32 protein-coding genes, 2 tRNA genes and 1 pseudogene are annotated in these 24,720 nt (G+C 67.1%); 9 read left to right on the forward strand and 26 right to left on the reverse strand.

What is annotated here, in order from left to right; all coding sequences use genetic code 11:
* Positions 1-11: 11 nt before the first annotated feature.
* Both H3309_RS07925 and H3309_RS07930 read left to right on the forward strand, forming a co-directional pair.
* Positions 12-2,309: a TonB-dependent receptor gene (locus H3309_RS07925; protein WP_182298220.1), complete on the forward strand. Its 2,298-nt coding sequence runs from the start codon at positions 12-14 to the stop codon at positions 2,307-2,309.
* On the forward strand, positions 2,309-3,370 hold the full coding sequence (locus H3309_RS07930; RefSeq protein ID WP_182298222.1) for a glycerophosphodiester phosphodiesterase: 1,062 nt from the start codon (positions 2,309-2,311) through the stop codon (positions 3,368-3,370). Before H3309_RS07925 ends, H3309_RS07930 begins: the two co-directional genes overlap by 1 nt.
* On the opposite strand, the gene H3309_RS07935 is transcribed toward H3309_RS07930, so the two are convergent.
* The 3 genes from H3309_RS07935 to H3309_RS07945 are packed head-to-tail and all read right to left on the reverse strand — an operon-like array spanning position 3,309 to position 4,536.
* On the reverse strand, positions 3,309-3,710 hold the full coding sequence (locus H3309_RS07935) for a PaaI family thioesterase (RefSeq protein WP_243453882.1): 402 nt from the start codon (positions 3,708-3,710) through the stop codon (positions 3,309-3,311). The two genes, H3309_RS07930 and H3309_RS07935, sit on opposite strands and share 62 nt — an antisense overlap.
* Positions 3,707-4,129 carry a PaaI family thioesterase gene (locus H3309_RS07940; protein WP_182298224.1) on the reverse strand — a complete coding sequence of 141 codons (423 nt, stop codon included), beginning with the start codon at positions 4,127-4,129 and terminating at the stop codon, positions 3,707-3,709. The genes H3309_RS07935 and H3309_RS07940 overlap by 4 nt, the downstream gene beginning before the upstream one ends.
* A complete protein-coding gene (locus tag H3309_RS07945; RefSeq protein WP_182298226.1) occupies positions 4,126-4,536 on the reverse strand; it encodes a SufE family protein in 411 nt (136 codons plus the stop codon). The genes H3309_RS07940 and H3309_RS07945 overlap by 4 nt, the downstream gene beginning before the upstream one ends.
* 101 nt (positions 4,537-4,637) lie before the next feature.
* On the opposite strand from H3309_RS07945, the gene H3309_RS07950 reads away from it, so the two are divergent.
* From H3309_RS07950 to H3309_RS17790, 3 genes and pseudogenes are all read left to right on the forward strand, one after another.
* A complete protein-coding gene (locus H3309_RS07950; RefSeq protein ID WP_182298228.1) occupies positions 4,638-5,000 on the forward strand; it encodes a hypothetical protein in 363 nt (120 codons plus the stop codon).
* A 65-nt stretch (positions 5,001-5,065) separates the two neighbouring features.
* On the forward strand, positions 5,066-6,757 hold the full coding sequence (locus H3309_RS07955; protein ID WP_182298230.1) for a patatin-like phospholipase family protein: 1,692 nt from the start codon (positions 5,066-5,068) through the stop codon (positions 6,755-6,757).
* Between the two features lie 995 nt (positions 6,758-7,752).
* Positions 7,753-7,851: pseudogene (locus H3309_RS17790) on the forward strand (PEPxxWA-CTERM sorting domain-containing protein); the annotation flags it as partial.
* A 147-nt stretch (positions 7,852-7,998) separates the two neighbouring features.
* Here H3309_RS17790 and H3309_RS07965 read toward each other — a convergent pair.
* The 7 genes from H3309_RS07965 to H3309_RS07995 form a co-directional block, all read right to left on the reverse strand.
* Complete coding sequence (locus H3309_RS07965) at positions 7,999-8,265, reverse strand: hypothetical protein (RefSeq protein ID WP_182298232.1); 267 nt, start codon at positions 8,263-8,265, stop codon at positions 7,999-8,001.
* Between the two features lie 30 nt (positions 8,266-8,295).
* Positions 8,296-8,601 (reverse strand): hypothetical protein, encoded by a 306-nt coding sequence (locus tag H3309_RS07970; RefSeq protein WP_182298234.1) that lies wholly within the window; start codon positions 8,599-8,601, stop codon positions 8,296-8,298.
* Complete coding sequence (locus H3309_RS07975; RefSeq protein WP_182298236.1) at positions 8,598-8,849, reverse strand: hypothetical protein; 252 nt, start codon at positions 8,847-8,849, stop codon at positions 8,598-8,600. Before H3309_RS07975 ends, H3309_RS07970 begins: the two co-directional genes overlap by 4 nt.
* Before the next feature lie 37 nt (positions 8,850-8,886).
* The gene (gene pspC / locus H3309_RS07980) at positions 8,887-9,285 is read right to left on the reverse strand and encodes an envelope stress response membrane protein PspC (RefSeq protein ID WP_182298238.1); all 399 of its coding nucleotides are present in this window, start codon (positions 9,283-9,285) and stop codon (positions 8,887-8,889) included.
* A 1-nt stretch (position 9,286) separates the two neighbouring features.
* A complete protein-coding gene (pspB, locus tag H3309_RS07985; RefSeq protein ID WP_182298241.1) occupies positions 9,287-9,532 on the reverse strand; it encodes an envelope stress response membrane protein PspB in 246 nt (81 codons plus the stop codon).
* Position 9,533: 1 nt separating this feature from the next.
* Positions 9,534-10,205 carry a phage shock protein PspA gene (pspA, locus tag H3309_RS07990; RefSeq protein WP_182298243.1) on the reverse strand — a complete coding sequence of 224 codons (672 nt, stop codon included), beginning with the start codon at positions 10,203-10,205 and terminating at the stop codon, positions 9,534-9,536.
* Positions 10,206-10,319: 114 nt separating this feature from the next.
* Positions 10,320-10,685, reverse strand: coding sequence for a UrcA family protein (locus H3309_RS07995; protein ID WP_243453884.1), 366 nt, complete (start codon positions 10,683-10,685; stop codon positions 10,320-10,322).
* Between the two features lie 158 nt (positions 10,686-10,843).
* Here H3309_RS07995 and pspF point away from each other — a divergent pair, with 158 nt between their 5' ends.
* Positions 10,844-11,866 (forward strand): phage shock protein operon transcriptional activator, encoded by a 1,023-nt coding sequence (gene pspF / locus H3309_RS08000; RefSeq protein WP_182298245.1) that lies wholly within the window; start codon positions 10,844-10,846, stop codon positions 11,864-11,866.
* Positions 11,867-11,991: 125 nt separating this feature from the next.
* Here the strand turns inward: pspF and H3309_RS08005 are convergent, their stop codons facing one another.
* The 16 genes from H3309_RS08005 to H3309_RS08080 form a co-directional block, all read right to left on the reverse strand.
* Positions 11,992-12,348, reverse strand: a complete 357-nt coding sequence (locus tag H3309_RS08005; RefSeq protein WP_182298247.1) for a UrcA family protein — start codon at positions 12,346-12,348, stop codon at positions 11,992-11,994.
* Between the two features lie 183 nt (positions 12,349-12,531).
* Positions 12,532-13,845: an amidohydrolase gene (locus H3309_RS08010; RefSeq protein ID WP_182298248.1), complete on the reverse strand. Its 1,314-nt coding sequence runs from the start codon at positions 13,843-13,845 to the stop codon at positions 12,532-12,534.
* The gene (locus H3309_RS08015; protein WP_182298250.1) at positions 13,842-14,747 is read right to left on the reverse strand and encodes a hemolysin family protein; all 906 of its coding nucleotides are present in this window, start codon (positions 14,745-14,747) and stop codon (positions 13,842-13,844) included. Before H3309_RS08015 ends, H3309_RS08010 begins: the two co-directional genes overlap by 4 nt.
* Positions 14,740-15,255 carry an rRNA maturation RNase YbeY gene (gene ybeY / locus H3309_RS08020; protein ID WP_182298252.1) on the reverse strand — a complete coding sequence of 172 codons (516 nt, stop codon included), beginning with the start codon at positions 15,253-15,255 and terminating at the stop codon, positions 14,740-14,742. The genes H3309_RS08015 and ybeY overlap by 8 nt, the downstream gene beginning before the upstream one ends.
* Entirely contained in the window at positions 15,248-16,243 is a 996-nt protein-coding gene (locus H3309_RS08025) for a PhoH family protein (RefSeq protein ID WP_182298254.1), read from the reverse strand. The genes ybeY and H3309_RS08025 overlap by 8 nt, the downstream gene beginning before the upstream one ends.
* The gene (gene miaB, locus H3309_RS08030; RefSeq protein WP_256402020.1) at positions 16,237-17,538 is read right to left on the reverse strand and encodes a tRNA (N6-isopentenyl adenosine(37)-C2)-methylthiotransferase MiaB; all 1,302 of its coding nucleotides are present in this window, start codon (positions 17,536-17,538) and stop codon (positions 16,237-16,239) included. The genes H3309_RS08025 and miaB overlap by 7 nt, the downstream gene beginning before the upstream one ends.
* Before the next feature lie 113 nt (positions 17,539-17,651).
* Complete coding sequence (locus H3309_RS08035; protein ID WP_182298257.1) at positions 17,652-18,449, reverse strand: lysophospholipid acyltransferase family protein; 798 nt, start codon at positions 18,447-18,449, stop codon at positions 17,652-17,654.
* Positions 18,450-18,457: 8 nt separating this feature from the next.
* Complete coding sequence (locus H3309_RS08040; RefSeq protein ID WP_182298259.1) at positions 18,458-18,880, reverse strand: Fur family transcriptional regulator; 423 nt, start codon at positions 18,878-18,880, stop codon at positions 18,458-18,460.
* A gap of 104 nt (positions 18,881-18,984) precedes the next feature.
* Positions 18,985-19,404, reverse strand: a complete 420-nt coding sequence (locus H3309_RS08045) for a MucR family transcriptional regulator (protein WP_182298261.1) — start codon at positions 19,402-19,404, stop codon at positions 18,985-18,987.
* A gap of 96 nt (positions 19,405-19,500) precedes the next feature.
* The gene (locus tag H3309_RS08050; RefSeq protein ID WP_182298263.1) at positions 19,501-19,983 is read right to left on the reverse strand and encodes a GNAT family N-acetyltransferase; all 483 of its coding nucleotides are present in this window, start codon (positions 19,981-19,983) and stop codon (positions 19,501-19,503) included.
* Positions 19,970-20,578, reverse strand: coding sequence for a tRNA (adenosine(37)-N6)-threonylcarbamoyltransferase complex dimerization subunit type 1 TsaB (gene tsaB / locus H3309_RS08055; RefSeq protein ID WP_182298265.1), 609 nt, complete (start codon positions 20,576-20,578; stop codon positions 19,970-19,972). Before tsaB ends, H3309_RS08050 begins: the two co-directional genes overlap by 14 nt.
* Positions 20,563-21,150 (reverse strand): malonic semialdehyde reductase, encoded by a 588-nt coding sequence (locus H3309_RS08060; RefSeq protein WP_182298266.1) that lies wholly within the window; start codon positions 21,148-21,150, stop codon positions 20,563-20,565. The genes tsaB and H3309_RS08060 overlap by 16 nt, the downstream gene beginning before the upstream one ends.
* A 21-nt stretch (positions 21,151-21,171) precedes the next feature.
* Complete coding sequence (locus tag H3309_RS08065; protein WP_182298268.1) at positions 21,172-21,726, reverse strand: NifU family protein; 555 nt, start codon at positions 21,724-21,726, stop codon at positions 21,172-21,174.
* 84 nt (positions 21,727-21,810) lie between these two features.
* Entirely contained in the window at positions 21,811-22,275 is a 465-nt protein-coding gene (locus H3309_RS08070) for a universal stress protein (RefSeq protein WP_182298270.1), read from the reverse strand.
* Positions 22,272-23,165 carry a hypothetical protein gene (locus H3309_RS08075; protein ID WP_182298272.1) on the reverse strand — a complete coding sequence of 298 codons (894 nt, stop codon included), beginning with the start codon at positions 23,163-23,165 and terminating at the stop codon, positions 22,272-22,274. The genes H3309_RS08070 and H3309_RS08075 overlap by 4 nt, the downstream gene beginning before the upstream one ends.
* Positions 23,166-23,257: 92 nt before the next feature.
* Positions 23,258-23,899: a DUF4136 domain-containing protein gene (locus H3309_RS08080; protein ID WP_182298274.1), complete on the reverse strand. Its 642-nt coding sequence runs from the start codon at positions 23,897-23,899 to the stop codon at positions 23,258-23,260.
* Between the two features lie 125 nt (positions 23,900-24,024).
* On the opposite strand from H3309_RS08080, the gene H3309_RS08085 reads away from it, so the two are divergent.
* The 3 genes from H3309_RS08085 (at position 24,025) to H3309_RS08095 (ending at position 24,709) form a co-directional block, all read left to right on the forward strand.
* A tRNA-Pro gene (locus tag H3309_RS08085) sits at positions 24,025-24,101 on the forward strand.
* Positions 24,102-24,143: 42 nt separating this feature from the next.
* The gene (locus tag H3309_RS08090) at positions 24,144-24,578 is read left to right on the forward strand and encodes a type II 3-dehydroquinate dehydratase (protein WP_182298277.1); all 435 of its coding nucleotides are present in this window, start codon (positions 24,144-24,146) and stop codon (positions 24,576-24,578) included.
* A gap of 54 nt (positions 24,579-24,632) precedes the next feature.
* Positions 24,633-24,709 (forward strand) — tRNA-Arg (locus H3309_RS08095).
* Positions 24,710-24,720 lie beyond the last annotated feature (11 nt).

A 24,720-nucleotide genomic window follows, 5' to 3' on the forward strand; every position in this document is an offset into this window, starting at 1 on the left:
GGGGTGTGGTCATGGTGGCAGGTTTTCGCGCAGCGTTGCTGTTGTCCTCGATGCTGGCGGCGCCGGTGCTGGCGCAGGGGGCGCCCTCCCCCGCGGTGACGGCGGCGGCGGATGCCGAGGAAATCGTGGTCTATGGCCGCGGCGAGGTGCGGCAGCAGGCGGTGGTGACGGCGGCCGACATCGCCGTGCTGACGCCGGGATCGAGCGCGTTCAAGGCGATCGAGAAGCTGCCGGGGGTGAATTTCCAGTCGGCCGACCCGTTCGGCGTTTATGAATGGTCGACACGGATCTCGCTGCGCGGGTTCAACCAGAACCAGCTGGGGTTCACGCTGGACGGCGTGCCGCTGGGCGACATGTCCTATGGCAACACCAACGGGCTGCATATCAGCCGGGCGATCATCAGCGACAATATCGCGACGACGAAGGTGAGCCAGGGGGCCGGTGCGCTGGGGACGGCGAGCACGAGCAACCTGGGCGGCACGATCGAGTTCATCAGCCGCGAACCCGGCGCCGATTTCGGCATGGCGGCGAACGCCACCTATGGCTCGGAAAACACGTTCCGCGGTTTCCTGCGGCTGGACAGCGGCGACCTGGGCGGGTTCCGCGCGTCGCTTTCCTATGCCTATCTGGACGCCGGCAAGTGGAAGGGCAGCGGGCAGCAGCGCAGCCACCAGGTGAACGCCAAGGCGACCTATGGTTTCGGTGACAGCGGCAAGGTAACGGCCTTCGTGAACTTCACCGACCGGAAGGAGAATGACTATCAGGACCTGTCGCTCGATATGATCCGGCGGCTGGGCTATGACTGGGACAATGTCTCCAGCAACTGGCCGCTGGCGGTGCGGGTGGCCTATGTCGGGGCGAACACCGGCTATACCGGGGTGAGCGTGGCGCCGAACGGGTTCGGAACGGTGTATCCGGCGCCGTTCGCCAATGCCGACGATGCCTATTATGACGCCGGCGGGCTGCGGCGGGACTGGCTGACCGGGCTGAAGGTGGAATCGAAGCTGGGCGAGGCGGTGACGGCGAGCGTCCAGGGCTATTATCACAGCAACAAGGGCCAGGGGTCCTGGTTCACGCCCTATGCGGTGTCACCGAGCGGCGGGATTCCGATCGCGTTCCGGACGACCGAATATGACATCTCGCGCTGGGGGGTGATCGGCACGCTGGCGGGCGAGTTCGGGGCGCACCGGCCGGCGCTGACGCTGTGGTACGAGAACAACGACTTCAACCAGGCGCGGCGCTTCTATGACATCGGATCGAGCCTGACGGCGCCGAACACGACGGCGCTGACCTATCAGTCGAACCCGTTCTTCACGCAGTGGTACAATGCCTATACCACCCGCACCTTGCAGTTTTCGGTGCAGGACCAGTGGGATGTGACCGACGACTTCACCCTGTCGGCGGGGTTCAAGGGGCAGTCGGTGAAACTGCGCGCGGACGCGATCGCGCCGTCGCCCGGCCCGCTGGCGCTGGGGCGGATCAAGAATGAGGACCTGTTCCTGCCGCAGGTGGGGGCGCTGTACCGGCTGGGGGGCGGCACCGAGCTGTTCGCCAACTTCACGGCGAACCAGCGGGCGTTCACGGCGGCGGCGACGTCCGGGCCGTTCGCGACGACGCAGCTGCGTTTCGACGCGATCCGCAACCGGCTGCGGCCGGAGAAGTCCAACACGGTGGAAGGCGGCGTGCGCTTTGGCGAGGGCGCGGTGCGTGGCGTGGTCGCGGTCTATTATGTCAATTTCAAGGACCGGCTGCTGATCGCGCCGGTGGGCGCAGGGATCGAAGGCCGGCCGCCGGTGCTGGCGAATGTCGGCAACGTGCGCTCGCTGGGGGTGGAGACCGGGGTGACGTGGCGCATCATGCCGCCGCTGACGCTGACGCTGAGCTATGCCTATAATGAATCGACCTATCGCAACAATGTGGTGGATGATGCCGGCGCGGTGTTGCAGGCGATCCGGGGCAAGCGGGTGGTGGACAGCCCGGACAGCATCGGCAACCTGGACATCGCCTATGACGACGGCGCGTTCCAGGCGCGGGCCGGCGCCAACTGGATGTCGCGGCGTTACTTCACCTATTCCAACGACCAGTCGGTGCCGGGGCGCGTGCTGGTGGATGCCAGCATCGGCTATCGCATCAACGGCACGGGCAGTTTCGCCGACGGCTTCGCGATCCAGGCGAGCGTGACCAATCTGTTCGACAAACGCTATGTGTCCACCATCGGTTCGAACGGCTATGGCTTCAGTGGCGACAACCAGACGCTGATGGCGGGAGCACCGCGGCAGGCGTTCGTGACGGTCAAGAAGGAGTTCTGATGGCACGATGGCTGGTCTTCGCGCTGCTGATGCTGTCAGGTGTCGCCATGGCCGCCCCCCCTGCCCCGCCGATCGTGATCGCGCATCGCGGCGCCTCTGCGGAGCGGCCGGAGCATACGCTGGAGGCCTATGCCGAGGCGATCCGGGAGGGGGCGGATTTCATCGAGCCCGATCTGGTGCCGACGAAGGATGGCGTGCTGGTGGCGCGGCACGAGAATGAGATTTCCGGCACGACCGATGTGGCGGAGCGGCCGGAATTCGCCGGGCGGAAGGCAACGAAGACCATCGACGGCGAGTTGGTGACGGGCTGGTTCACCGAGGATTTCACGCTGGCCGAGCTGAAGACGCTGCGGGCAAAGGAACGGCTGCCGCAGCTGCGGCCGGCGAACCGCGTCTGGGACGGGAAGCTGGAGGTGCCGACCCTGCAGGAGATCATCGATCTGGTGCGGGCCGAGGCGAAACGCAGCGGGCGGGTGGTCGGCATTTATCCGGAGACGAAACACCCGAGCTATTTCCGGAGCATCGGCCTGCCGCTGGAGGCGCGGCTGGTGGAGCAGCTGCACCGCAATGGCTATAAGGGACGCAAGGCCCCGGTGTTCATCCAGAGTTTCGAGGTGGACAATCTGAAGCTGTTGCGGTCGCTGACCGACCTGCCGCTCATCCAACTGGTGGGTGACAGGGGCGCGCCGGCGGACGGGGCGGTGGCGAGCTATGACGCGATGATGGAGCCGGCCGAGCTGAAGGCCATCGCACGCTATGCCGACGGCATCGGGCCGTTCAAGGACCGGGTGATTCCGCGCAAGGCCGATGGGTCGCTGGGCGAGCCGAGCTGCCTGGTGCCGATGGCGCATGCGGAAGGGCTGAAGGTGCATCCCTGGACGATGCGGCCGGAGAATTATTTCCTGCCTTTGCCGTATCGGCGTGGCGACGACCCGACGGCGCGGGGCGATGCGGCGGGCGAGATCGCGGCGTTTCTGAAGGCCGGCGTGGACGGGGTGTTCAGCGATTCGCCGGCGGCGGCGGTGACGGCGGTTCGGCAGGCCGTTCCAGCAGCGCGTTGATGGTGGCGGTGGCGATGGGGCGGTCGCGGCCGTCCTGCCAGGCAGTGGCGCGCAGGTTGGCAACACGGCGGCCGGCGCGGGTGATCTCCACCGCGGCGAAGGTGTCGCGCATCAGCCCGACGCGGAGATAATCGACGGTGACATTGACCGGCTTGATCGCGACGCCGGCGCCGAGGCGTTCACGCAGCGCGACGATGGCGGCGACCTCCAGGAAGCCGGCGATGGAACCGCCATGCAGCCGTTCGGGGGCGCCGATCAGGCCGGGATCGAAGGGCATGACGAAAGTCTCGCCGTCGCGGCGCAGGCCGAGGGTGGCGGCATAGGGCGGCAGCGGGATCACGCGTCGGTCATCATGAAGGTGCCGGTGACATGCGCGACCGGACGCGCGGGATCGCCATCATGCGCGATGCCGCGGACGAAGGCGACGCTGCGGGTGAGTTTGTAGGTTTCGGCGCGACCCACGACCGTCGCGCCGGGGGTGGCCGGGCGGAGATAATCGGCACGCAGGTCCAGCGTGGCGTGCTGCACCCAGCGTTTCAGCGCCATGATGACGCTGATGCCGGAGGCCGAATCCATCAGGCTGAAGATCGCGCCCGAGGCGATGACGCCAGTGTCGGGATAGGCGACCAGGTGGGGGGCATAGGGCAGTTCGAGTTCCGCCCAGCCGTCGCCGGCGGCGAGGAAGCGCAGGCCGAGCGTGCGGTGGTGCGGCACGTAGCGCACGAAACGGTCGACGATGGTGGCGGGATCGAAGCTCATGCGGCGAGGCGGGTCGCGGCTTCGCGCACGCGCGCGATCATGTTGGGCAGGCCCTGCGTGCGGTTGCTGGACAGGTGCTGGCGCAGGCCCAGCCGATCGATGGTGGCGGCGAAATCGGTGGCGAGGACTTCCGCCGGGGTCTTGCCGTCGGCCATGGCGACCACCAGCGCGACGATCCCCTTGGTGATGGCGGCGTCGCTGTCGGCGGCGAAGCGCAGCCGCTCACCCTCCGCCAGCGGATAGACCCAGACATTGGCGGAGCAGCCGGGGACGCGGGTGGCATCGGTCTTGAGCGCGGGGTCCATCGGCGGCAGCGCGCGACCGAGCGCGATGAGCTGGGCGTAACGGTCATCCCAGTCGAGCGCGGCGTCCCATTCGTCCAGGATGTGCGGGAAAGTGGGAAGCATGGGGCAGCGATGGCGGGTGACATGCCGGGGGTCAAGCGGGCTTGATCTGGCCGACGCGGCGCGGCTGTGTTAATTCTTCTCCGTGTTTCAGGGAGGCTGCCATGCGGATGTGGGTGCGGGGTGCCATTGCCATGACGATGATTGCCGGCTCGCCGGGGTGGGCGCAGGAGGCACCGATCGCCACCAGCGGCGGCCCGATGCTGAACTTCAGCGGTTGCCGATACTATGAGCATGCGGGCTTCAAAGGCTGGTCACGCGACCTGCGGCAGGGAGTCAGGCGTGCCTATGTCAGCGATCGTTACAATGATGCGATTTCATCGATCGCGTGCAGCGATGACTGTTCGATCATCGTTTACGAACATCGCGATTTCCAGGGCGCGAACCGCGAATTTGCCGGCAACTACAATTATGTCGGCGATCGCTGGAACGACCGGATCAGTTCCGCCCGCCTGAGCTGTCGCTGAGCGCCTGCTCCTACGCCATTTGTTGTCGCCGTGAATGGCGATAGACTGGTGGCGGGAGGCGCGCGGTGGAGATTCGGGGGGTGCTGGCTGACGTGGGTCTGTTCGCCGGGCTGTCGGCTGACGCGCTGGATGCGCTCGCCGCGGTGGCGGTGCCCATGGGGCTGCCCGGTGGCGCGCGGCTGATCGAGCAGGGCGGGGTCAGCGCCGGCGTCTGGGTGTTGCTGTCGGGCCGGTTGAAGGTGGTGCGGGCAGGCGAGAGCGGGCCGCTGGGGTTCGTCAATCCGGGCGAGAGCGTCGGCGAACTGTCGATGATTTCCGGCGCGCCGCACATGGCGCATGTCAGCGCGGTGCGCGACAGCCTGTTGCTGCACGTGCCGAAGGAGGCGCTGCGGCAGGTGCTGCGCGATTCACCGGAATCGATGTGGCGGATGATGCAGCTGCTGGTGACGCGCACGACCCGGCAGGAGGGGCTGGCGGCGCCGCGGACGCTGGCGGTGATCGCGCTGACGCCGGGGCTGGACGCGTTGGACTTCGCCCGCCGGCTGGTGGCGCCGTTGCAGGCGTTGGGGTTGAAGGTGGCGCTGCTCAGCGATGGTGACGCCCGCGCCGGTCCCGATGCGCTGGCGGCGGTGGAGGCAGCGCATGACGTGACGCTCTATGCCGCCGGCGGGGAGGCCGAGACCTGGCGGGCACGGGCGTTGCGGCAGGCCGACCGGGTGTTGTTGCTGGCGGGGCGGGCGCGGCCGCTGCACCCCGAATTGCGGGCGTTGCTGGCGGCCTCCGCGGCGGCGCCGTTCGACCTGGCACTGCTGGAGGGGGAGGATGCCGCGGGATGGCGGGCCCTGCTGCCGCTGTCCGTGACGCTGCCGGTGGCGGCGGGTGACGGCGCGGCGCTCGGCCGGCTGGCGCGGCTGCTGGTGAATCGCGCGGTGGGCATCGTGCTGTCCGGCGGTGGCGCGCGCGGGCTGGCGCATCTGGGTGTGGTGAAGGCGCTGCGGGCGGCGGGCGTGGTGATCGACCGCTTCGCCGGTGTGTCGATGGGGTCGATCGTGGCCGCGGGCTATGCCGCCGGCTGGAGCCAGGAGGAGGCGGAGGCGCGCTTCCATGCCAGTTTCGTGGTGGCGAACCCGGTCAGCGATTACACGCTGCCGCTGCTGGCGCTGACGGGCGGGCGCAAGGTGAGCGCGCTGCTGCGGGCGGCGTTCGGCGAGCGCCGGATCGAGGCCCTGCCCCACCCCTATTTTTGCGTGTCCACCAACCTTTCGAACGCGAGCGAGCGGCTGCACCGCGAGGGCCTGTTGTGGCAGGCGGTGCGGGCCAGCCTGGCGATCCCCGGGCTGTTGCCGCCGGTGGCGATGGCGGGCGAGGTGCTGGTGGACGGCGCCGTGCTGAACAATTTCCCGGTGCTGCATGCGCGGGGCGAGGGGCGCGGGCCGGTGATCGGGGTGGATGTGGGCAGCCAGCTGGCGCTGGAATGCCGCGCGGAGGAGCTGGATGGCAGCGGTTTTCGCTGGCTGGGGCGGCGGGGCGAGGCGCCGGGCATCGCCTCGGTGCTGGCGCGCTCCGGCACGCTGACCAGCCGGGAAACGCGGGCCAATGCGGCGCGGGCGTGCGACCTGCTGCTGACACCACCAGTGGGCGGATTGCCGATCCTGGACTGGCGGCAGTTCGGCCGCGCGCTGGAGATTGGTTACGCCCATGCCAGCGAGCGGATTGCGGCGGCGCCCGCGGAGGTGCTGGGGCGGCTGGGGTTGTAGGTTTGTATTGAGCGTGACGGTCGTCACGCCGACACCCACACGAATCATGCCAGGTTTCCCCCCAACGGGCGATGCGCCGCGCGTCGGAGGCAAACCAAAGTGCCACGGCACATCACCCGACTACATAGGAGGGACAGATGCACTTCAAGATGACGTCGATGATCGCGGCGCTTGGGCTGGCCGCCACCTTGCCACAGCCGGCGATCGCAATCACCACCGCCGATTTTTACCATGGCACTTCGTCGATCTATCCATTGGACAATAGAAGTCGTTTGGGTGTCCCGGTTGGCGGCGGCGTCGAGTCCATCTACGACTACAGATCGACGCTGCACGATCCTTGGTTGAACGGTGAGCAATTCTATCGCGGTTCGGCGTGGACCTATGCCGGCCCCAATTTCATCAAATCGCTATCGGACACACGGGGCTATACCACTCGGTGGACAGCATCGGGCTTCCGCTTCATCCACGCCGTCGGCACACAATTGAACTATGACGTCGTAGCCCGCTCGGACACGCTTGCAGAAGGCACGCGTATCACCGCAAACGCTGTTGTTATTCTCGGTGTGCCAAAGGTCCTCGCCATCAGTCCGACTCCGCTCGGCATGCCGATCCCGCCGCGCGACGTGCCGCAGAAAATGGACATGTATCCAGAGATTTTCTTTGGCGCACCTGGCGTGAGCTGGTGCCATTCAAATCTTAACCCCTTATGTCGACTTGCTATAACACCAGGATATAGCACGTTTTCGGTGGGAAATGAACAATATCTCAAGTGGAATGTACCAATAGAATTTAATATCGGCGAGCAGCGTGGCTTTTCGCAATATCTTGGTCTTTCCTCAACTCTCACGAACAGCGCCTGGCTCGCAGACGCCAGCGCGTCCCTGCAGATATTCGCCAACAACTCCGCCTATAACTTCTTCACATCAGACGACCCGTCGATCCACTTCGAAAGCTCCACCGGCTTCAATTACGCCCCGCGTCCGATCGGCGCCGTTGTCCCAGAACCTACTGCTTGGGCGATGATGATCGTGGGCTTCGGGCTGGTGGGCGGCGCGATGCGGCGCCGGGTCGGGGTGAGGCGGGTGATGGCCTGACGGGGCGGCTCCTCTCGCTCGCGGGAGGAGCCGTTTGGCCATGCGGACCGTCTCATATTTGACTGCCCCACCCCCGGCCCCTCCCCTGAAGGGGAGGGGAGACGAACGTGTCCACCGCCCTGCCCTTTCCCGCCTGCGGGAGAGGGGTTAGCGGCGCAGCTGGTCGATTTCGTCGGACAGGCGGCGGGCGGGGTCGGTGACCAGTTTTTCGAGCGTCGCCAGCCGCTCGTTGATGCGGGCGAGGTCGGCCTTGGTCACCGCGTCGGGGTTGGAGACGACGCCCTGGCGGACATAGGGGTTGTGTTCCGAGTAGCGTTCCCAGCGCCGGGTCTGGCGGTTCCAGCGGCCGCCGGACATGACCTTGCCGATGGTGACCAGGGCCACGATGATGACGGCTGCTTCCCAGAAACCCATGATGACCTTCTCCTGTTTCGGGCTTGCCGCTCAGTGGCGGAGCGAATCGATTTCGTAGCTGAGGCTGAAGCCGCGATCGGTGACAATGCGCTCGACGACCTGGAGCCGTTCCTTCACCGCGGCAAGTTCGGCGGAGATCCGCGCATTTTCGCCTGTGAGCAGTTTGATGCGTTCGAGCGCCTCGCTGCTCCGGTCGGGCTTGAGCTTCTGGCCCCAGCTGCCTTCGAGCGGATAGCCATGCTTGACGCGGAGCCAGGTGGTGACGACCCAGCCGATGGTGCCGGCGATGGCGATGAGGGCGATGGCGGGACCACCGATGACTTCGAGGAAGTTCATGCCGACCTCCGCAGGTTTTCGATTTCGGACGCCAGATGGACCGATTTGTCGGTCGCGATGCGCTCCAGCACTTCGACGCGGGCCTCGAGGCGGGCGACCTTCGAGGCGAGCTCGCTGTTCATGCTGCCGTAGCCGGCGGCTTCATGCTCGTAGCGCATCAGTTCGGAGCGGCGTTTGTTGCCCATGTAGATGGCATAGAAGGGGATCGCCAATGCCATGATCGGGATCAGAAGTGCCAGTTCGCCCATGTTCGTCTTCCCTATTGATGGTGCCGGGCGGCTGCGCTCACTTGGAGCGCAGCGCCTCGATCTCGTTCGACAGGCGGCTGCTGCCGCTGGTGTAGCCGATCTCGATGTCGCGCAGGCGGCGGTCGATGTCGCGGAAGCTGCTGCGCACCTCGCGGATGCCGCGGCCGGCGGACGCGCGGGTCTTCTGCCAGAACTGCCGGTCCTCGGGATCGATGTCGTCGTTGACATAGGCGCCGTGTGGCTTGTCGCTGGCCATCCAGCCGATCACCAGATAGGCGATGATGGTGAACGGCCCGCCCCCCATGATGGTAACGAGGACAAGGCCGACGCGCACCCACAGGGCGTCGAAACCGGTGTAGTCGGCAATCCCCGAGCAGACGCCCATGAACTTGGCGTTGCGTTTGTCGAGGTAGAAACCAGTGCGGCGGTAGGCCATCTTACTGTCCTTTGCGAATGGGGGTGATCTTGTCTTCGCGGTCGGCGGCGATGATGCGTTCGATGCTGGTCAAACGGTCATCGAGCCGGCGCGCGAGATCGTGGAGTTCGTCGAGCAGATCCTCGTCCTGCACGGTCAACCCTTTGGCCTGCTTCCATTTCGTGATGTAGTGGAAGATCAGCCAGGGCAGGCCGATGAAGAGCAGCAGGATCGCGCTGAGCGGGATGAGCGCCTCGGGGATGCTCATCTCAGGCGTCCGTCTTGCCCATGCGGGCCTTCAGGGCGGCGAGTTCGGCGGCGACGCTGTCGTTTGCCTTCAGCTCGTTGATCTGCTCGTCCAGCGTCTTGGCGCGCGGGGCGAGGTCATAGGCTTCGGCGCGGCCCTCGGCCATGTCGACGCGGCGCTCCATCAGCTCGAAGCGGGCAAAGGCTTCGTCGATGCGCGGGCCCTTGGTCATGGCCCGCATGCGGGCGCGGTTCTGCGCGGTTTCCAGGCGGGCGAGCAGGCCGTTCTGGCGGGCGCGTGCCTCGCGCAGCTTCGCCTCCAGCTTGCCGATGTCCTCCTCGTGCGCGGCCAGCTGCTCGTCGAGCGCGTCGATCTCGGCGACCATCTGCGCGGCGGCGTCGGCGAGCTTCTGCTTTTCCATCAGCGCGGCGGTGGCCAGATCCTCGCGGTCCTTCGACAGCGCCAGTTCGGCCTTCTCGCCCCAGCTCGCCTGCGCCTGGCCGAGTTTGGCGATGGTGCGGCGCATTTCCTTCTGGTCGGCGATGGTGCGGGCGGCGGACGCGCGGACTTCGACCAGCGTCTCCTCCATCTCCATGATGACGAGGCGGATGGTCTTGGCCGGGTCTTCGGCCTTGTCCAACAGGTCGTTGACGTTGGCGTGGATGATGTCTCGCGTGCGGGAGAAGATACCCATTTTTTTGCTCCTTGGTGGGGGATGTTAGACCCCGTTTTGCGACCGGGAAAGGTCAAGATGTCGTCCGGGCGGGCCGAGAGGGGGATGGACCCGCCCGGACGAGGTGCCGACCGCCTAGGACTGGGGTTGGGCGGCGGTCGGGAACTGGTTCGCGAGCTGCGGAAGAGTGGCCCTGGCAGCAAGCGTGATATTGGCGTGGCCGATGGCCTGCGCCATGCAGGCGCGCTGGCGGGAGAGATCGGCGAGATTGCGCGGATCGACACCGCAGACGTTGCGGGCGGCGCCGCGGATGCGGGCATCGAGCGTGGCGCGACCCGCCGACGTGGCCAGGTCGAGATCGGCATAGCGCACCGTCGCCCGAGGCGCTTCGGCCGCCTGCACCGGACCGGCGGCCGCCATCATGCAGGCGCCGCTGGCAACGAGGGCAAGGGTGCCGAGGGTGAGAGTGCGAAGGATCGGCGTGTCGGTCATGTTGGTCATCGGTGCCTCCTGTTGGCTTGATGCCAGAGGTAATGCAGGGGGCGTGCCAAGTCGGTGATAAAGGAATTATTATTGTTTTTCAGTTGCTTATAACTTTCGCCCGGAGGATTAACATATGATGAATTGCCAAGAGTTGGGAAAATGTGCCAGTTTGCGGCATGGCCAGCAAAGCGACCCAGTTGATCGGGCAGTCCGAAGCCTTTCTCGATGCGATCGAGCGGGCGAGCCTGGCGGCGCCGCTGACCCGACCGGTGCTGGTGATCGGTGAACGCGGCACCGGCAAGGAGCTGATCGCCGAGCGGCTGCACCGGCTGTCGAAGCGGTGGGAGGAACCGCTGGTGACGATGAACTGCGCCGCGCTGCCCGAGAGCCTGATCGATGCCGAGCTGTTCGGCTATGAGACGGGTGCCTTCACCGGCGCCACCAAGGCACGTGCCGGCCGGTTCGAGGAAGCCGACGGCGGCACGCTGTTCCTGGACGAGATCGGCACGCTGACCCAGGCCGGGCAGGAGCGGCTGCTGCGGGTGATCGAATATGGCGAGCTGACGCGGCTCGGCAGCACGCGGGTCACCAATGTCGATGTGCGGGTGGTGGCGGCGACCAACGAGGACCTGCCGCGGCTGGCGGAGGCGGGAAAGTTTCGCGCCGACCTGCTCGACCGGCTGAGCTTCGAGGTGATCACCCTGCCCCCACTGCGGGCGCGGCCGGAGGATATCCTGGTGCTGGCGGATCATTTCGGCCGGCGGATGGCCGCCGAGCTGGGCTGGCGGGTGTTTCCGGGCTTCAGTGCCGGTGTAAAGGCCCGGCTGGAAGCCCATGAATGGCCGGGCAATGTACGCGAGCTGAAAAATGTGGCGGAACGGTCGGTCTATCGCTGGGGCGACGAGGACCGGCCGATCGCCGCGGTCGAGCTGGATCCGTTCGACAGCCCCTGGCGGCCGAAGGGCGCCTTCGCCGCGCCCGCGCGGGCGGAGGCGCCACTGGCGGACGCGGCGCTGCCGGTGGCGGCGGCGCCGGCGTTCGCGGTGGATGACATGCGCGCCGCGGTGACGGCGTTCGAGAAGGGCATTGTCGAGGATGCGCTGGCGCGGGCGAAGCATAACCAGCGGCGGGCGGCGCAGCTGCTGAACCTCAGCTATGACCAGTTGCGGCATGCGATGAAGCGGTTGGGGGTGGAGTAGCAGGGACGCGGCGACCGGATGGACGTCCCCACCCCCGGCCCCTCCCCTGAAGGGGAGGGGAGACGAAAAAATCCCGCCGGGCGGAGGGGGCGCCCGGCGGGACCTTTGGGGTGGCGTTGCGTCGGTCAGTTGACCGAGGCGACGGCCACCGGTGCCTTGGCGGCGACGACCGCGGTGACGGCTGCGCGGCTGCCTTCGAGGGCGGCGACCATGCATTCGCGCGCCTTTTCCTTGGCCAGCAGGTCGCGGCTGTCGGCGGACACGCCGCAGACGCTCTTCGCGGCCTGGCGGATGCGGTTTTCCAGGGTGGTGCGGCCGGCAACAGTGCCGAGGTCGAGGTCGGCGTGGCTGACGCGGACGCTATGCACCTCGGCGGCCTGCGCCGGGCCGGCGACGCCGACCAGGGTGGCGGCGCTGACCGCGATGGCGGCGATGCCGAACACCAGATTGTTGATGATGCTGTTTTGGACTTGGGTGGTCATGAGAGCCTCCTGCTTGCTGAGTTGATGCCAAGGGCAATGCAGAGGGCGTGCCAAGTCGATCGGGAAATTTTTGCTGTTTGGTATCAGATATTTAAGATGGAAGCGTCGATCCCCATACTGAATGAGCGCTGAACCGGAAGCCAAGCATTGGGAAACATTCCCAACTGTGGGCGTAAACAACCGTTAAGGCTGTTTGCCCACGACCGTCAGCGCGGCGGTGGTCAGCGCGTCCACCCCGGTCGCCAGTGTCGGCTCGGGATCGGGCGCCCAATAGGCGCTGTGCAGGCCGGGCAGTTTGCGGATGTCGCCGCCGGCGTCGGCCCAGGCTTTGGCGCCGACCCCGCCCACCCAGAAGATGCTGCTCTCGATGCTTTTGTCGGCGTCGTGGAAGCGGCCGAAATCCTCCGCCGCCATCGAGGGCGGCACGGCATAGGCACGCGCGGGGCCGAATCGCGCCACCAGTGCCGCGGCCACCTGCGCCGTCAGCTTCGGTGTGTTGAAGGTCGCATCGCTCGATTCGGCGCGGGCGAAAACCGGCATGCGGTCGGCCGGCACGCCGGCGGCCATCGCCTCCCCATTGGCGATGCGTTCGATGGCGGCGAGCACCCGCGCGCGGACCTCCGGCGCATAGCTGCGCACGGTGAGTTCGAGCTTGACGCTGTCGGAAATGATGTTGCGCTTGGTGCCACCGTGGATGGTGCCGACCGTCACCACCGCCGGGGTCAGCGGATCGGTTTCGCGGGCGACGATGGATTGCAACGTCACCACCGTCCGCGCCGCGATCAGCACCGGATCGATGCCGAAATGCGGCTGCGAGCCGTGGCTGCCGATGCCGCGGACGGTGATGTCCACCGAATCGACGTTGGCCAGCGCGAAGCCATCGGTCCAGCCGACATGACCGGCGGGCAGGCTGGCGCTGTCATGGATGGCAAGGGCATGCGTCGGTTTGGGAAAGCGGCTGAACAATCCGTCCTTCAGCATCGCCTGCGCCCCGACGACGATCTCCTCTGCCGGCTGCGCGACCATCACCAGCGTGCCGGACCAGCGCGAACGGTCGGCCGCCAGTCGGCGCGCGGTGCCGATCCACACCGCCATGTGCACATCGTGGCCACAGGCGTGCATCACCGGCACGGGCGTGCCGTCGGCGCCCTTCCCCGTCGCCTTGCTGGCATAGGGCAGGCCGGTCGCCTCCCTGACCGGCAGGCCGTCGATGTCGGTACGGATCAGCAGCACGGGGCCGGCGCCGTTGCGCAGCACCGCGACCACGCCATGTCCGCCGACCTTCTCCGTCACCTCGAAGCCCGTCTCGCGCATCAGGCCGGCGAGACGCGCCGCAGTCTTTTCTTCCTGCAGCGAGAGTTCGGGCACGGCGTGCAGCGCCTTGTAGAGCGCGACCAGCATCGGCAGGTCGGCCTTCACGCCATTCCCCAGCGCATCGGCGCTGAGCGGCGCGGCGGCCAACAGCAGCGCGGCGAGAAAGGCAGGGCGCGCGGTCATTGGTCATCCTCCTGAAACGGCGGGTGCAGCCGGAAGCGTTCGACGCGCAGGCCGTTGGCCGCGGTCACCTCGAACCGCCAGCCATTGGGATGCTCGATGATCTCGCCCATCGCCGGCACCCGGCCCGCCATCACGAACACCAGCCCGCCCAGCGTGTCGACATCCTCGTCCGGGTCGTCGAACGGCACGCCCAGTGCCGCCTCCAGCTCGGGAATCGGCAGGCGCGCGTCGGCGTTCCAGCAGCCCTCGACACAGGGGCTGAGCAGGGTCTCCAACTCGTCGTCATGCTCGTCCTCGATCTCGCCGACGATTTCCTCGACGATGTCCTCGATGGTCACCAGCCCGTCGGTGCCGCCATATTCATCGACGATCACCGCCATGTGGGTGCGCGACTGGCGCATCTCGGCCAGCAGGTCGAGCACCGGTTTCGAGGGCGGTACATAGAGCACCGGGCGTACCAGCCGGCGGCTGTCGAAATCCAGGAACGGCGCACTGGAGACGGCATCGTCGAAGGTCTCCGCGATGGTCGCGTAAACGTCCTTCACATGGATCATGCCCTTGATGTCGTCCAGGCTCTCCTCGAACACCGGCATGCGGCTGTGGCCGGCGTCGCGGAAGCGCCGCACCAGTGCCGGGAAGGGCTCGCGCAGGTCGAAGGCGATGATGGCGCCGCGCTGCACCGCGATGTCGCCGGCCTTGCGCTCCCCCAGGTGCAGCAGGTTGCGCAGCATCAGCCGCTCGCTGGCGTCCAGGTCGTCGGCATGCGCATCGGCTTCCTGATGCTCCTCGATCGCCTCCTCCAGACTCTCGCGCAGCGAGGCGCCTTCGTTGCGGCCGGTGAGGAACCCGCGCACGGCCTGCCACAACGAAGGGCCGTCGGTGGTGGTGGCGGGATCAGACATCGGGGCTTTCCAGGGCATAGGGGTTGGCGATGTGAAGCGTGGCGAGGATCGCGGTTTCCAGCGCCTCCATCGCCTCTGCCTCGGCGTCGGTCAGATGGTCGTGGCCGAGCAGGTGCAGCGTGCCATGCACCAGCAGGTGGCTGACATGATCGGTCAGCGGGATCGCCTTTGCCACCGCTTCGGCGACGCAGGTCTCGTGCGCCAGCACCAGATCGCCGAGCATGATGGGCGCACCGGGGGCGGCGGCTTCGGCCTCCATGGGGAAGCTGAGGATGTTGGTCGGCCGGTCCTTGCCGCGCCAGGCGGCGTTCAGCGCGCGCAGCTCGGCATCGTCGCTCAGGCGGACGGCGATCTCGGTCGGCCCGCGGACGGCATGGCCGGCGCCCGCCAGGGCGGCACGGATGGCGCGCCGGGCAAGGCCATCCCAATCCTCCGCGCCCCAGTCACCGGCCCCGACGCCGGTGTCGATCTGGAGGGGGTCCGGGTCGGGCGAATCGCGATCAGGCATCCTGCGGGGGCCCTTCATAGGCTTCGACGATGCGGCCGACGATGGGATGGCGGACGACTTCGCGCGCCGAGAAGCGCAGCGTCGCCATGCCGGGAATGCCATCGAGCTTGCGCACCGCATCGGCGAGGCCGGACTTGCTGGCGTCGGGCAGGTCGACCTGGTTCGGGTCACCGCAGATCACCATGCGGCTGCCCTCGCCGAAACGGGTCAGGAACATCTTCATCTGCAGGGGCGTGGTATTCTGCGCCTCATCCAGAATGATGAAGGCGTTGGCGAGCGTGCGACCGCGCATGAAGGCCAAGGGAGCGATCTCGATCTCGCCCGAGGCCAGCCGCCGCTCGACCTGCTCGGCCGGCAGCATGTCGTAGAGCGCGTCGTAAAGCGGACGGAGATAGGGATCGACCTTGTCCTTCATGTCGCCGGGCAGGAAGCCGAGCCGCTCGCCGGCCTCTACCGCCGGGCGGGACAGGATGAGGCGGTCGACCGAGCCCGCGACCAGCTGACTGACCGCCTGCGCGACGGCGAGATAGGTCTTGCCGGTGCCGGCCGGGCCGAGCGCGAAGATGATGTCCGCCTTCGCCAGCGCCTCGACATAGCGGATCTGGGTGGGGCTGCGCGGCACGATGGTCTTGCGGCGCGTGCGGATCATCAGCGCGGGTGCCCTGCCCTCCTCGGCGCGCACCAGCCCCTCCATCGAGGGGGTGCCGGCCATGGCGACGGCGGCCTCGACATCGCCGCTGTCCAGCCGCTGGCCCTGGGCCAGCCGGTTGTAGAGCGAGGTGAGGATATCGCGCGCCTGGGCGATGGCGTGGGCGTCGCCCTCGATGGCGACGCGATTGCCGCGCGCGGCGATATAGACGCCGAGCCGGTTTTCCACCGTTATCAGGTTCTGGTCATATTGGCCGAACAGCGGCCCCAGCAGCTGCGGCTTGTCGAACTCGACTTCCAGCCGGGCACGGTCGGCCTCCGCGGTGGCTTTCTTCACCATGCCTCTGCCATCTGCTGCACCGGCTGTCCCTCCAGGCTCGATTGGGTTGCGTTGACGAGGTCGACCGTCACCAGGTCGCCGATGGCAAGACCGGGTGCCCGCACATGCACCGATTGCAGCCAGGGCGACTTGCCGATGAACTGGCCGGGCAATTTGCCTTCCCGTTCCAGCAGGATGGTGGTGCGCCGGCCGATGCTGGCGCGGTTGAAGGCGGTCTGGTCGGCGGCCAGCTGCGCCTGGAGCGCGGCGAGGCGGGCGTCCTTCACCTCTTCGGGAATCTGGTCGGCGCTGTCCGCGGCAGGCGTGCCGAGGCGCGGCGAATATTTGAAGCTGTAGGCCTGGGCGTAGCCCATTTCGGCTGCGAGCTTCAGCGTGGCCTCGAAATCGGCGTCGGTTTCACCGGGGAAGCCGACGATGAAGTCCGAGGAGAGCGCGATGTCGGGCCGTGCGGCACGCACGCGGTCGATGATGGCGCGGTAGAAATCGGCGCCGTGGCGGCGGTTCATCGCCTTCAGGATGCGGTCGCTGCCGCTCTGCACCGGCAGGTGAAGGTAGGGCATCAGCGCCGGCAGGTCGCGGTGGGCGGCAATCAGCGTCTTGTCCATGTCGCGCGGGTGGCTGGTGGTATAGCGCAGGCGGCGGATGCCGAGGTCGGCGACGGCATGCAGCAGGTCGGCGAAGGTCCGGCCGTCATGGCCCCAGGCATTCACATTCTGGCCCAGCAGCGTGAGTTCCCGGGCACCGCCGTCGATGAGGGCGCGTGCCTCGTCCAGGATGGCGGGCAATGCGCGCGAGGCCTCCGCGCCACGGGTATAGGGGACGACGCAGAAGGCGCAGAATTTGTCGCAGCCTTCCTGCACGGTCAGGAAGGCGGAGGGCGGCACGCGCCGGGCACGCGGCGGCAGCGCGGCGAACTTGGCGAGGCCGGGCATGCCGGTTTCGACGATGGCGCCGTTGCCGGCGCGCGCCACCAGCGACGGCAGGCTGTGATAGGCCTGCGGACCGACGACGATATCGATCGCCGGCATCCGGCGCGCCATTTCGCCGCCTTCCGCCTGGGCAACACAGCCGGCGACCGCGATCACCGGCTTGGCGCGGCCGGCGCGTTCGGCGCGGTGGCGGATGCGGCCGACTTCCGAATAGATTTTCTCGGCGGCCTTTTCCCGGATGTGGCAGCTGTTGAGCACGATGATATCGGCGTCGGCATCTGCCGCCTCGACATGACCGGCAGCGCGCAGCGATTCGGCCATGCGCTCGCTGTCATACACGTTCATCTGGCAGCCGAAGCTTCGCACAGCAAAGCTTCTGCTTTTCTGCTCGCCGCCTGCGACGGAGAAAGGCGGCGCACTGGCGCCGGCGGCCGGTCGGCCTTGCGGCTGCGCCGGGGGCGGTGAACCGTCGGTCGCGGTCATGCGTGCCCCCGGGTCAGCGTGCGATAGCCCTCGGCAACTTTGGCCTGACAATATTTCGCCAGTTCCTTGCGGTTGGCGAAATCGGCGCGGCGGATGGGTTCGTGACAGAGGATTTCGGCACGGAACCGCCCCATGCGCATGAAATCAAGCGCGTGCGGCCCCAGGTCGGTGTCGCCGATCCAGCTGATCTCGATGCGACGGTTGCGCGTCATCGGCAGGCCATTCAGTTCGGTGTAGGCGACGCTGAGGGGCTGGATGCGGAAATCCTCGCTTCCCGGGCCTTCGACCACCGAGAACAGCGTCGATTTGAACGGCAGCAGGTGGACGCCATCGTTGGTGGTGCCTTCGGGAAACAGGAACACATTCTCGCCCGCGCGCAGCCGGTCGGCGATGGCGTTGGACTGCTCACCCGATGCCTGACGGCGCGCCCGTTCGATATAGATGGTGCGTTGCAAGTCCGCCATGAAGCCGACGAAGCCCATCGCGCCGACTTCCGACTTGGCCACGAAACTGCCGTGAAGTTGCGAGCCGAGGACGGGGATGTCCATCCAGCTGAGATGGTTGGAAACGTAAAGCACCGAACCATTTGCAGGCGTACCCTGCAAGCGCACATGAACCCCCAGCGAGGCGTTGAACATGCGGTGGAACAGCAGGGGCAGGCGTTGCGATTTCGGCAGCGAGACCGCGCGGGTGGCGACGATGGCGGGCACGATCACGCCCGTCGCCGCGAGCACGCCCGACACCGACTTCACATGGCCCATGCGCTGGAAGGGGCGCTCGGCGGCGAGGGGCATGGCGTGCGTCAGTTGGCGGCTTTCAGCGGCACGGCGTACAGCTCCATGCGGTGATCGACCAGCCGATAACCCAGCCGTTCGGCGATACGCGCCTGCAACGCTTCCAGTTCGTCGTCATGAAACTCGATCACACGGCCGCTTTCCACATCGATCAGATGGTCATGATGTTCGTCGGACGTGGTTTCATAGCGGCTGCGCCCGTTGCGGAAATCATGCCGCTCCAGGATGCCGGCTTCTTCGAACAGGCGCACGGTGCGATAGACGGTGGCAATCGAGATGCCGCGGTCGATGGCCGCGGCGCGCCGGTGCAGCTCCTCGACATCGGGATGATCGACGGCGTCGGACAGCACGCGGGCGATGACGCGCCGCTGCTCGGTGATCCGCAGCCCCTTCTTTGCGCAAAGCGCCTCGATGTCGATCGAGCCTGGCATTCAACACCTGCGAAACACGGCCCTGCGCCGCGCCAGCACAATAAGCGGTGCGCCGCGCGACGGCAAGGTCGCACGGCGCATTTTGCCGCCTGGGGCGTGCCGCCCTATTTGCGCTTGCGCCCGGCGCGGCCGGTGCCCAGCCCGATTTCCTTCGCCAGCCGGCGCCGCGCCTCGGCATAGTTGGGCGCCACCATCGGATAGTCCGCCGGCAGATTCCACTTTGCCCGATATTGTTCCGGCGTCATGCCGAACGCCGTCATCAGGTGGCGCTTGAGCATTTTCAGCTTCTTGCCGTCTTCCAGGCAGACGATGTAGTCGGGCTTGATCGACGTGCGCACCGGAACCGCCGGTTCCTGCTTCACTTCGACCGGTGCCGCGGTGCCGCCCAGGCCCGCCAGCGTCGCAAAGACATTCTGGATCAGCTGCGGCAGGTCGTTGACCGCCACGCTGTTGTTGGACACATGGCTGGAAACGATGTCCGCTGTCAGCGACAGCAGTTCATTATGCTCCGGATTATCGCTCATTCTCTTGATCCCTTTGTTTGCTCTCGGCTGCGACCCGGGTTTTCCGCCATCTGTTTTGGTGGTTTTTTGGCCGGGTATTTGGACGCTAAATAATCATCAGTCCTTTTGCAACGGGCAATTCAAGGTGATCGCATCCCACAATTCGCCGTCAGAGCCACGATAATAGCCCTTTCGCTGACCGATTTTTACAAAGCCGGCGCCTTGATACAGCCGTTGTGCCGCGTGATTGTTGGCACGCACTTCCAGAAACAGCCGTTGCGCCTGGCGCAGCCGCGCCTGCGCCTTGACATGCGCCATCATCTGTCGCCCCAACCCCTGCCGCTGGCAGTCTCGGGAACAGGCGCACAGCAGCAGCTCGACCTCATCGAGCAGCTGGCGGGAGAGCGCGAACAGCACCAGCCGGTCGCCGACATGCCCCAGATCGAGCCAGGTGCCGGGAAATGCCAGCGAATCGCGAAGCTGCGCCTCGTTCCAGGCTTCGCCAAAGGCCGGATCGAACGCCTGCCGCACCAGGGCGGCCACAGGAGCCACATCGGCGGCGGTTCCGCCGCGCCAGCGCAGCGGTTCAGGCGCCGACATGATCCGCCGGACGGACATAGCGTGCAATCGGATCACCAAGGCAGCCGGTCAGAAAACGCGCGTTCGAGGCGCATGGCGGGTCGCCGGCAAGGCGCGTGGCAACGCCGGGCAGAAGGCCCGTGCCGACCAGCGCGGCATCCGCGGCCACCGCGTGGGGCATGCCGGGGCGAAGCGCGACGGGATCGGCGAGGGACCGGCCGTCGGGCCTGCCGATCGGCTCCAGCCAGACCTGCCCTCGCGGGGCGGCAAGCGCCACCCAGAGCGGCGTATCGGCATCGCGCAGAAAAGGCGCTGCGGTCAGCAGGCTGCTTGACACGCCCGCCACCGGCACACCCCAGGCGAGACCAAGCGCGCGCGCCGCCGCGATCCCGATGCGCAGGCCCGTGAAGCTGCCGGGGCCGGTCTCCACCACGATGCGCGCCGGGCGCTGGCCGCCCAGCATCGCACGCACCGCCGGCAGCAGTGCATCGGCCTGGCCGCGGGGCGCCGGATCGTCGTGCGCCGCGAGCAATTCTGCCCCCGCGATCAACGCGAGCGACAGCGTATGACCGGTGGCGACAACCAAGACAGGCTGCGACGTCAGACGATCCGGCATATCTCGTCGAAATCGAAGCGCGGGCTGCGCGGAAAGACTTTCTCACCGGTGCCGTGGCCGATCGAGCAGATGAAATTGGTTTCCACACGGGTCCCTGACCAGAAAGCGGCATCGACCGCCGCCTTGTCAAACCCCGACATCGGGCCGGCATCCAGGCCCAGCGCACGGGCGGCGAGGATCAGATAGCCGCCCTGAAGCGTGCCGTTGCGGAACGCCGTCTCGCGCGTCAGCTCGGGGGTGGCGGTGAACCAGTTGCTGGCGTCGGTATGCGGGAACAGACGCCGCATGTGGCGGTGAAATTCCAGGTCCATGCCGATGATGACGGTGCAGGGCGCCGCCAGGATCTTCGCCCGGTTCCCCTCCGACGCGCAGGCTGACAGCTTCGCCCGTTCCGCCTCGCTGGTCACGAAGATGAAGCGCGCCGGCGAGCAGTTGGCCGACGTCGGCCCCAGCTTCACCAGGTCATAGAGCCCACGCAGCTGCGCCTCCGGCAGCGGCTCGGGCTGCCAGTCATATTGGGTGCGGGCGGTGACAAACAGCTGGTCGAGGGCATCGGCAGGCAGGGCGGACATGACAACCTTTCATTGGCAACATCAAACGGCGCGGACTTCGGTCACTTCGGGAACATAATATTTCAGCAGGTTTTCGATGCCGCCTTTCAGCGTTGCTGTCGAGGAGGGACAGCCGGCGCAACTGCCCTGCATGTGCAGATAGACGATGCCGCGCTGGAAGCCGCGGTAGACGATGTCGCCGCCGTCATTCGCCACCGCCGGCCGGATGCGCGTGTCGAGCAGGTCGCGGATCTGGTCGACGATGTCGGCGTCGGCGGGGTCGTCGAAGGTTTCGGCCTCGACCGCATCACTGTTCAACAGCGGCGCGCCGCTGGCGAAATGATCGGCGATGATGCCGAGGATGTCCGGACGCAGCGTGGCCCATTCGGCACTGCCCGGCGCCTTTGTGACGGTGATGAAGTCCTGGCCGAAAAACACCCGTTCGACATCGCCCAGCGAGAACAGGGCCCGGGCGAGCGGTGAGCGGTCGGCGGCATCGGCATCGGCGAAATCATGGGTGGCGTCGGGCGACACGCTCCGCCCCGGCAGGAACTTCAGCGTGGCGGGGTTGGGGGTGCGTTCGGTCTCGATCAGCATGGCACATCCTTCGCGCCATCAGGGCGCGTTGATCTTGGTCATCCCCATGTGGCGAGCATTGCCCGCCGCTTCAACAGCCAATTGTCACGCCAGCCGGTCCAGCGCCTCCCGCCCGATGCCGCCGGGCACGATCATCACCAGGCAGGGCATGCTGCCGGCGGCCTCGCCGCTGAAGAAATCGATGAGCGGCCCGGGGCTTCCCTTTGCCGCTGCCGCCAGCACCAGCGCGCGGATGCTATCGTCTTCCTTCACCACCGCTAGCACCGTTTCCGCCGCCTTGCCGCGCCGGATGATCGCCTCGGGCCGCTTGCCGGTCAGCGTGGTGACCTCGTTCTGGATTTCGCCCAGCAGCAGCTCGGCCGCTTCCTCCGCCTCCGCCTCCATCGCGGCCTGCACCCCGCCCCACTGGATGAAGCGCGCCGGTTCGATGACATGCAGCAGCTTGACCTGCGCGCCGACATGGCTGGCGCGCAACGCCGCATAGCGCAGCGCCAACCGGCTTTCGGGGGTCGAATCGATCACCACCAGATAGGTTTCCGCTTCGCTCATGCCGCCGCTTCCCGCAGCGCGCGCGCCGCCTGCAACAGCTGATAGCCGGACTGCACAAGGTCGGCGCGACCGGGAAACAGCGGATCGAGTGCCGCCGCCTCGTCCAGCGCGTCCAGCGCGAGATTCCACCGTGCCGCCCGGCCGGAGCCGCGGATGAGGAGTGCATTGTCGTCCCGCAGGCCGCGCAGCAGCATCGCCGCGGCGAAGGCGGTGCCGCGTGCCCCGGCCAGTTGCGCGCTGATGCTTCCGCCACCGCCACGGATCAGGGCGTCGCCACGGGCGGCTTCCGCCTCCACCAGCGCCGCCAGCGTCGCCGTGGCCGAGGCCAGGTCCGCCGCGCGGCGCGGGGCCGGCGGGCTGGCGGAAAGGCGCGCGTTCAACCGCTCCAGGGCGGCCTGCGCATCGGCATAATGATGCGCCGAGGGGCGGCCGAACGGCGGCCAGCGCAGTTGCAACCACCATTGGTCGGGCACAACGGCGAGTGATTGCGCCGCCGCGGCCAGATCGGGATCACTGCTCGCCGTGCTGGCCACGGTAACCCAGGCGGCAACCACGGCGACGACGGATTTCTGGAACCGCGGCGTCGCACGCAGCAGGGCGGACGGGAAGAACCAGGGATCGTCGGGCGTGAAGGCGCGGTCTTCCGTTTGCGACTGCAACAGCCGCGCCGCCATCGCCACCGTGGCGGAGCCGCCGGCGGGCAGCTGCGCCGTGCCGGGGCGAAGGGCGATGTCGCCGCGACTGTCATGCAGCAACAGGCCGCCGACACCGAACCACAGCAGCAGCGCCGCGACCAACGCCGCGCCCGCCAGCAGCCATCGCGGCAGCGGTTTGCGCGGCGCGTCGGGGTTGCGCGCGCGCCAGAAAACGATCCGGTGATGCCATGCCATCACCGCAGCCTAGAGCATCGCGCCAAGAAGTGGGAACCGGTTTTTGCCGAACGGCGACGAGTCAACCCAAAGGACCGTGGCCCGGATGGCGATCAGCTGCGCTTGGGCGCCTGCGGAATGCTCACCTTCACCACTTCGCCCGAACGACCGGGGAAGTTGGTGAACATGGCATCGACCAGGTTGGGCACCAGCCGGGTCAGGTCATTGCTGCGCGCGGCGGATTCGGCGCGGCCTTCGAACAGGCTCTGGCTGTCGCTGGCGCGATTGATGCGCATCGAGACGTGGCTGGGATAGAGGGTGTAGCTGTACACCTCGTTGTTCCAGCCCGGACCGCCCCAGAAGGGATCATAATAGCCGCCCCAGTAGGGCCGGTAGTAACCGCGGTGCCAGCCGCCGTAGAAGCCGCCGAAGGCCGGGCCGGGACGGGTTTCCACCTTCTCCCGCCCGTCACCCACGCCATAATCGAACTTGACGATCAGCGTGGCGGCCGCAGGATTTTCCGCCGGTGCGAAGCCGGCGGCCTGCAACCGCTGGCTGACCAGCGCTGCGTAGGTGGCGAACTCCAGGCTGCCGGCCTTGGATTTGTCCGCCGCCTCAATGGCGAAGCTCTGGCCGGAGGGCGCCGGCAGCGCCTGGAAGCGCGACACGCGGGCGTCGAACGTGGTGGTGCAGGCCGCCAGCATCGACAGCGCGACCAGCGGCAGGGCAATTTTGACGAGGGGTGAACGCAGCATGATGACCGATCCTTCTGGCGTGAGCATAGGTCATTCTGGCTGAATGGAAAATGACTTTGCGTGAATTGCATGCCATGTGCCCGCATTGACCCGCCGCACGCCAAGGCGCTATGGCCACCCATGTTCGGGGAGTGGCGCAGCCTGGTAGCGCATCTGCTTTGGGAGCAGAGGGTCGCAGGTTCGAATCCTGTCTCCCCGACCATCGCCGGGGCAATCCGACCGCCGGTTGCACCGGATGAGCATCATGGCAAAAACCATTCATGTCCTGAACGGTCCGAACCTGAACCTGCTGGGGGAGCGGGAGCCGGCCGTCTATGGCAGTGCGACGCTCGCCGATGTCGAGGCACTGTGCCGGTTGGAGACTGACCGTGCCGGGTTCGGCCTGCTGTTCGCGCAGACCAATGCCGAGCATCAGATGGTCGACTGGATCCAGGCGGCGCGCAAATCCGCCGGCATCGTCATCAATCCCGCCGCCTTCAGCTATGCCGGCTATGCCGTGCTGGACGCATTGAAGACCTGCGAATGCCCGGTGGTGGAGGTGCACATCAGCAATATCCACCGGCGGGAGGCGGAATGGCGTTCGCGCTCGATCATCACGCAAGTTGCAACGGGCATCATCTCGGGCCTGGGGATCGACGGCTATGTGCTGGCGGTGCGGCACATCACGGGGTTGCGCTGACCGCTTTTCCGGCCTTGCCAAATGCGCCTGCCAGGGTTATGCGCCGTCCTCCACGCACCCGTAGCTCAGCTGGATAGAGCACCAGACTACGAATCTGGGGGTCGGACGTTCGAATCGTTCCGGGTGCGCCACCTCTCTTGCC

Origin of the sequence: Sandaracinobacteroides saxicola (assembly GCF_014117445.1) — a bacterium.
Lineage (GTDB): Bacteria > Pseudomonadota > Alphaproteobacteria > Sphingomonadales > Sphingomonadaceae > Sandaracinobacteroides_A > Sandaracinobacteroides_A saxicola.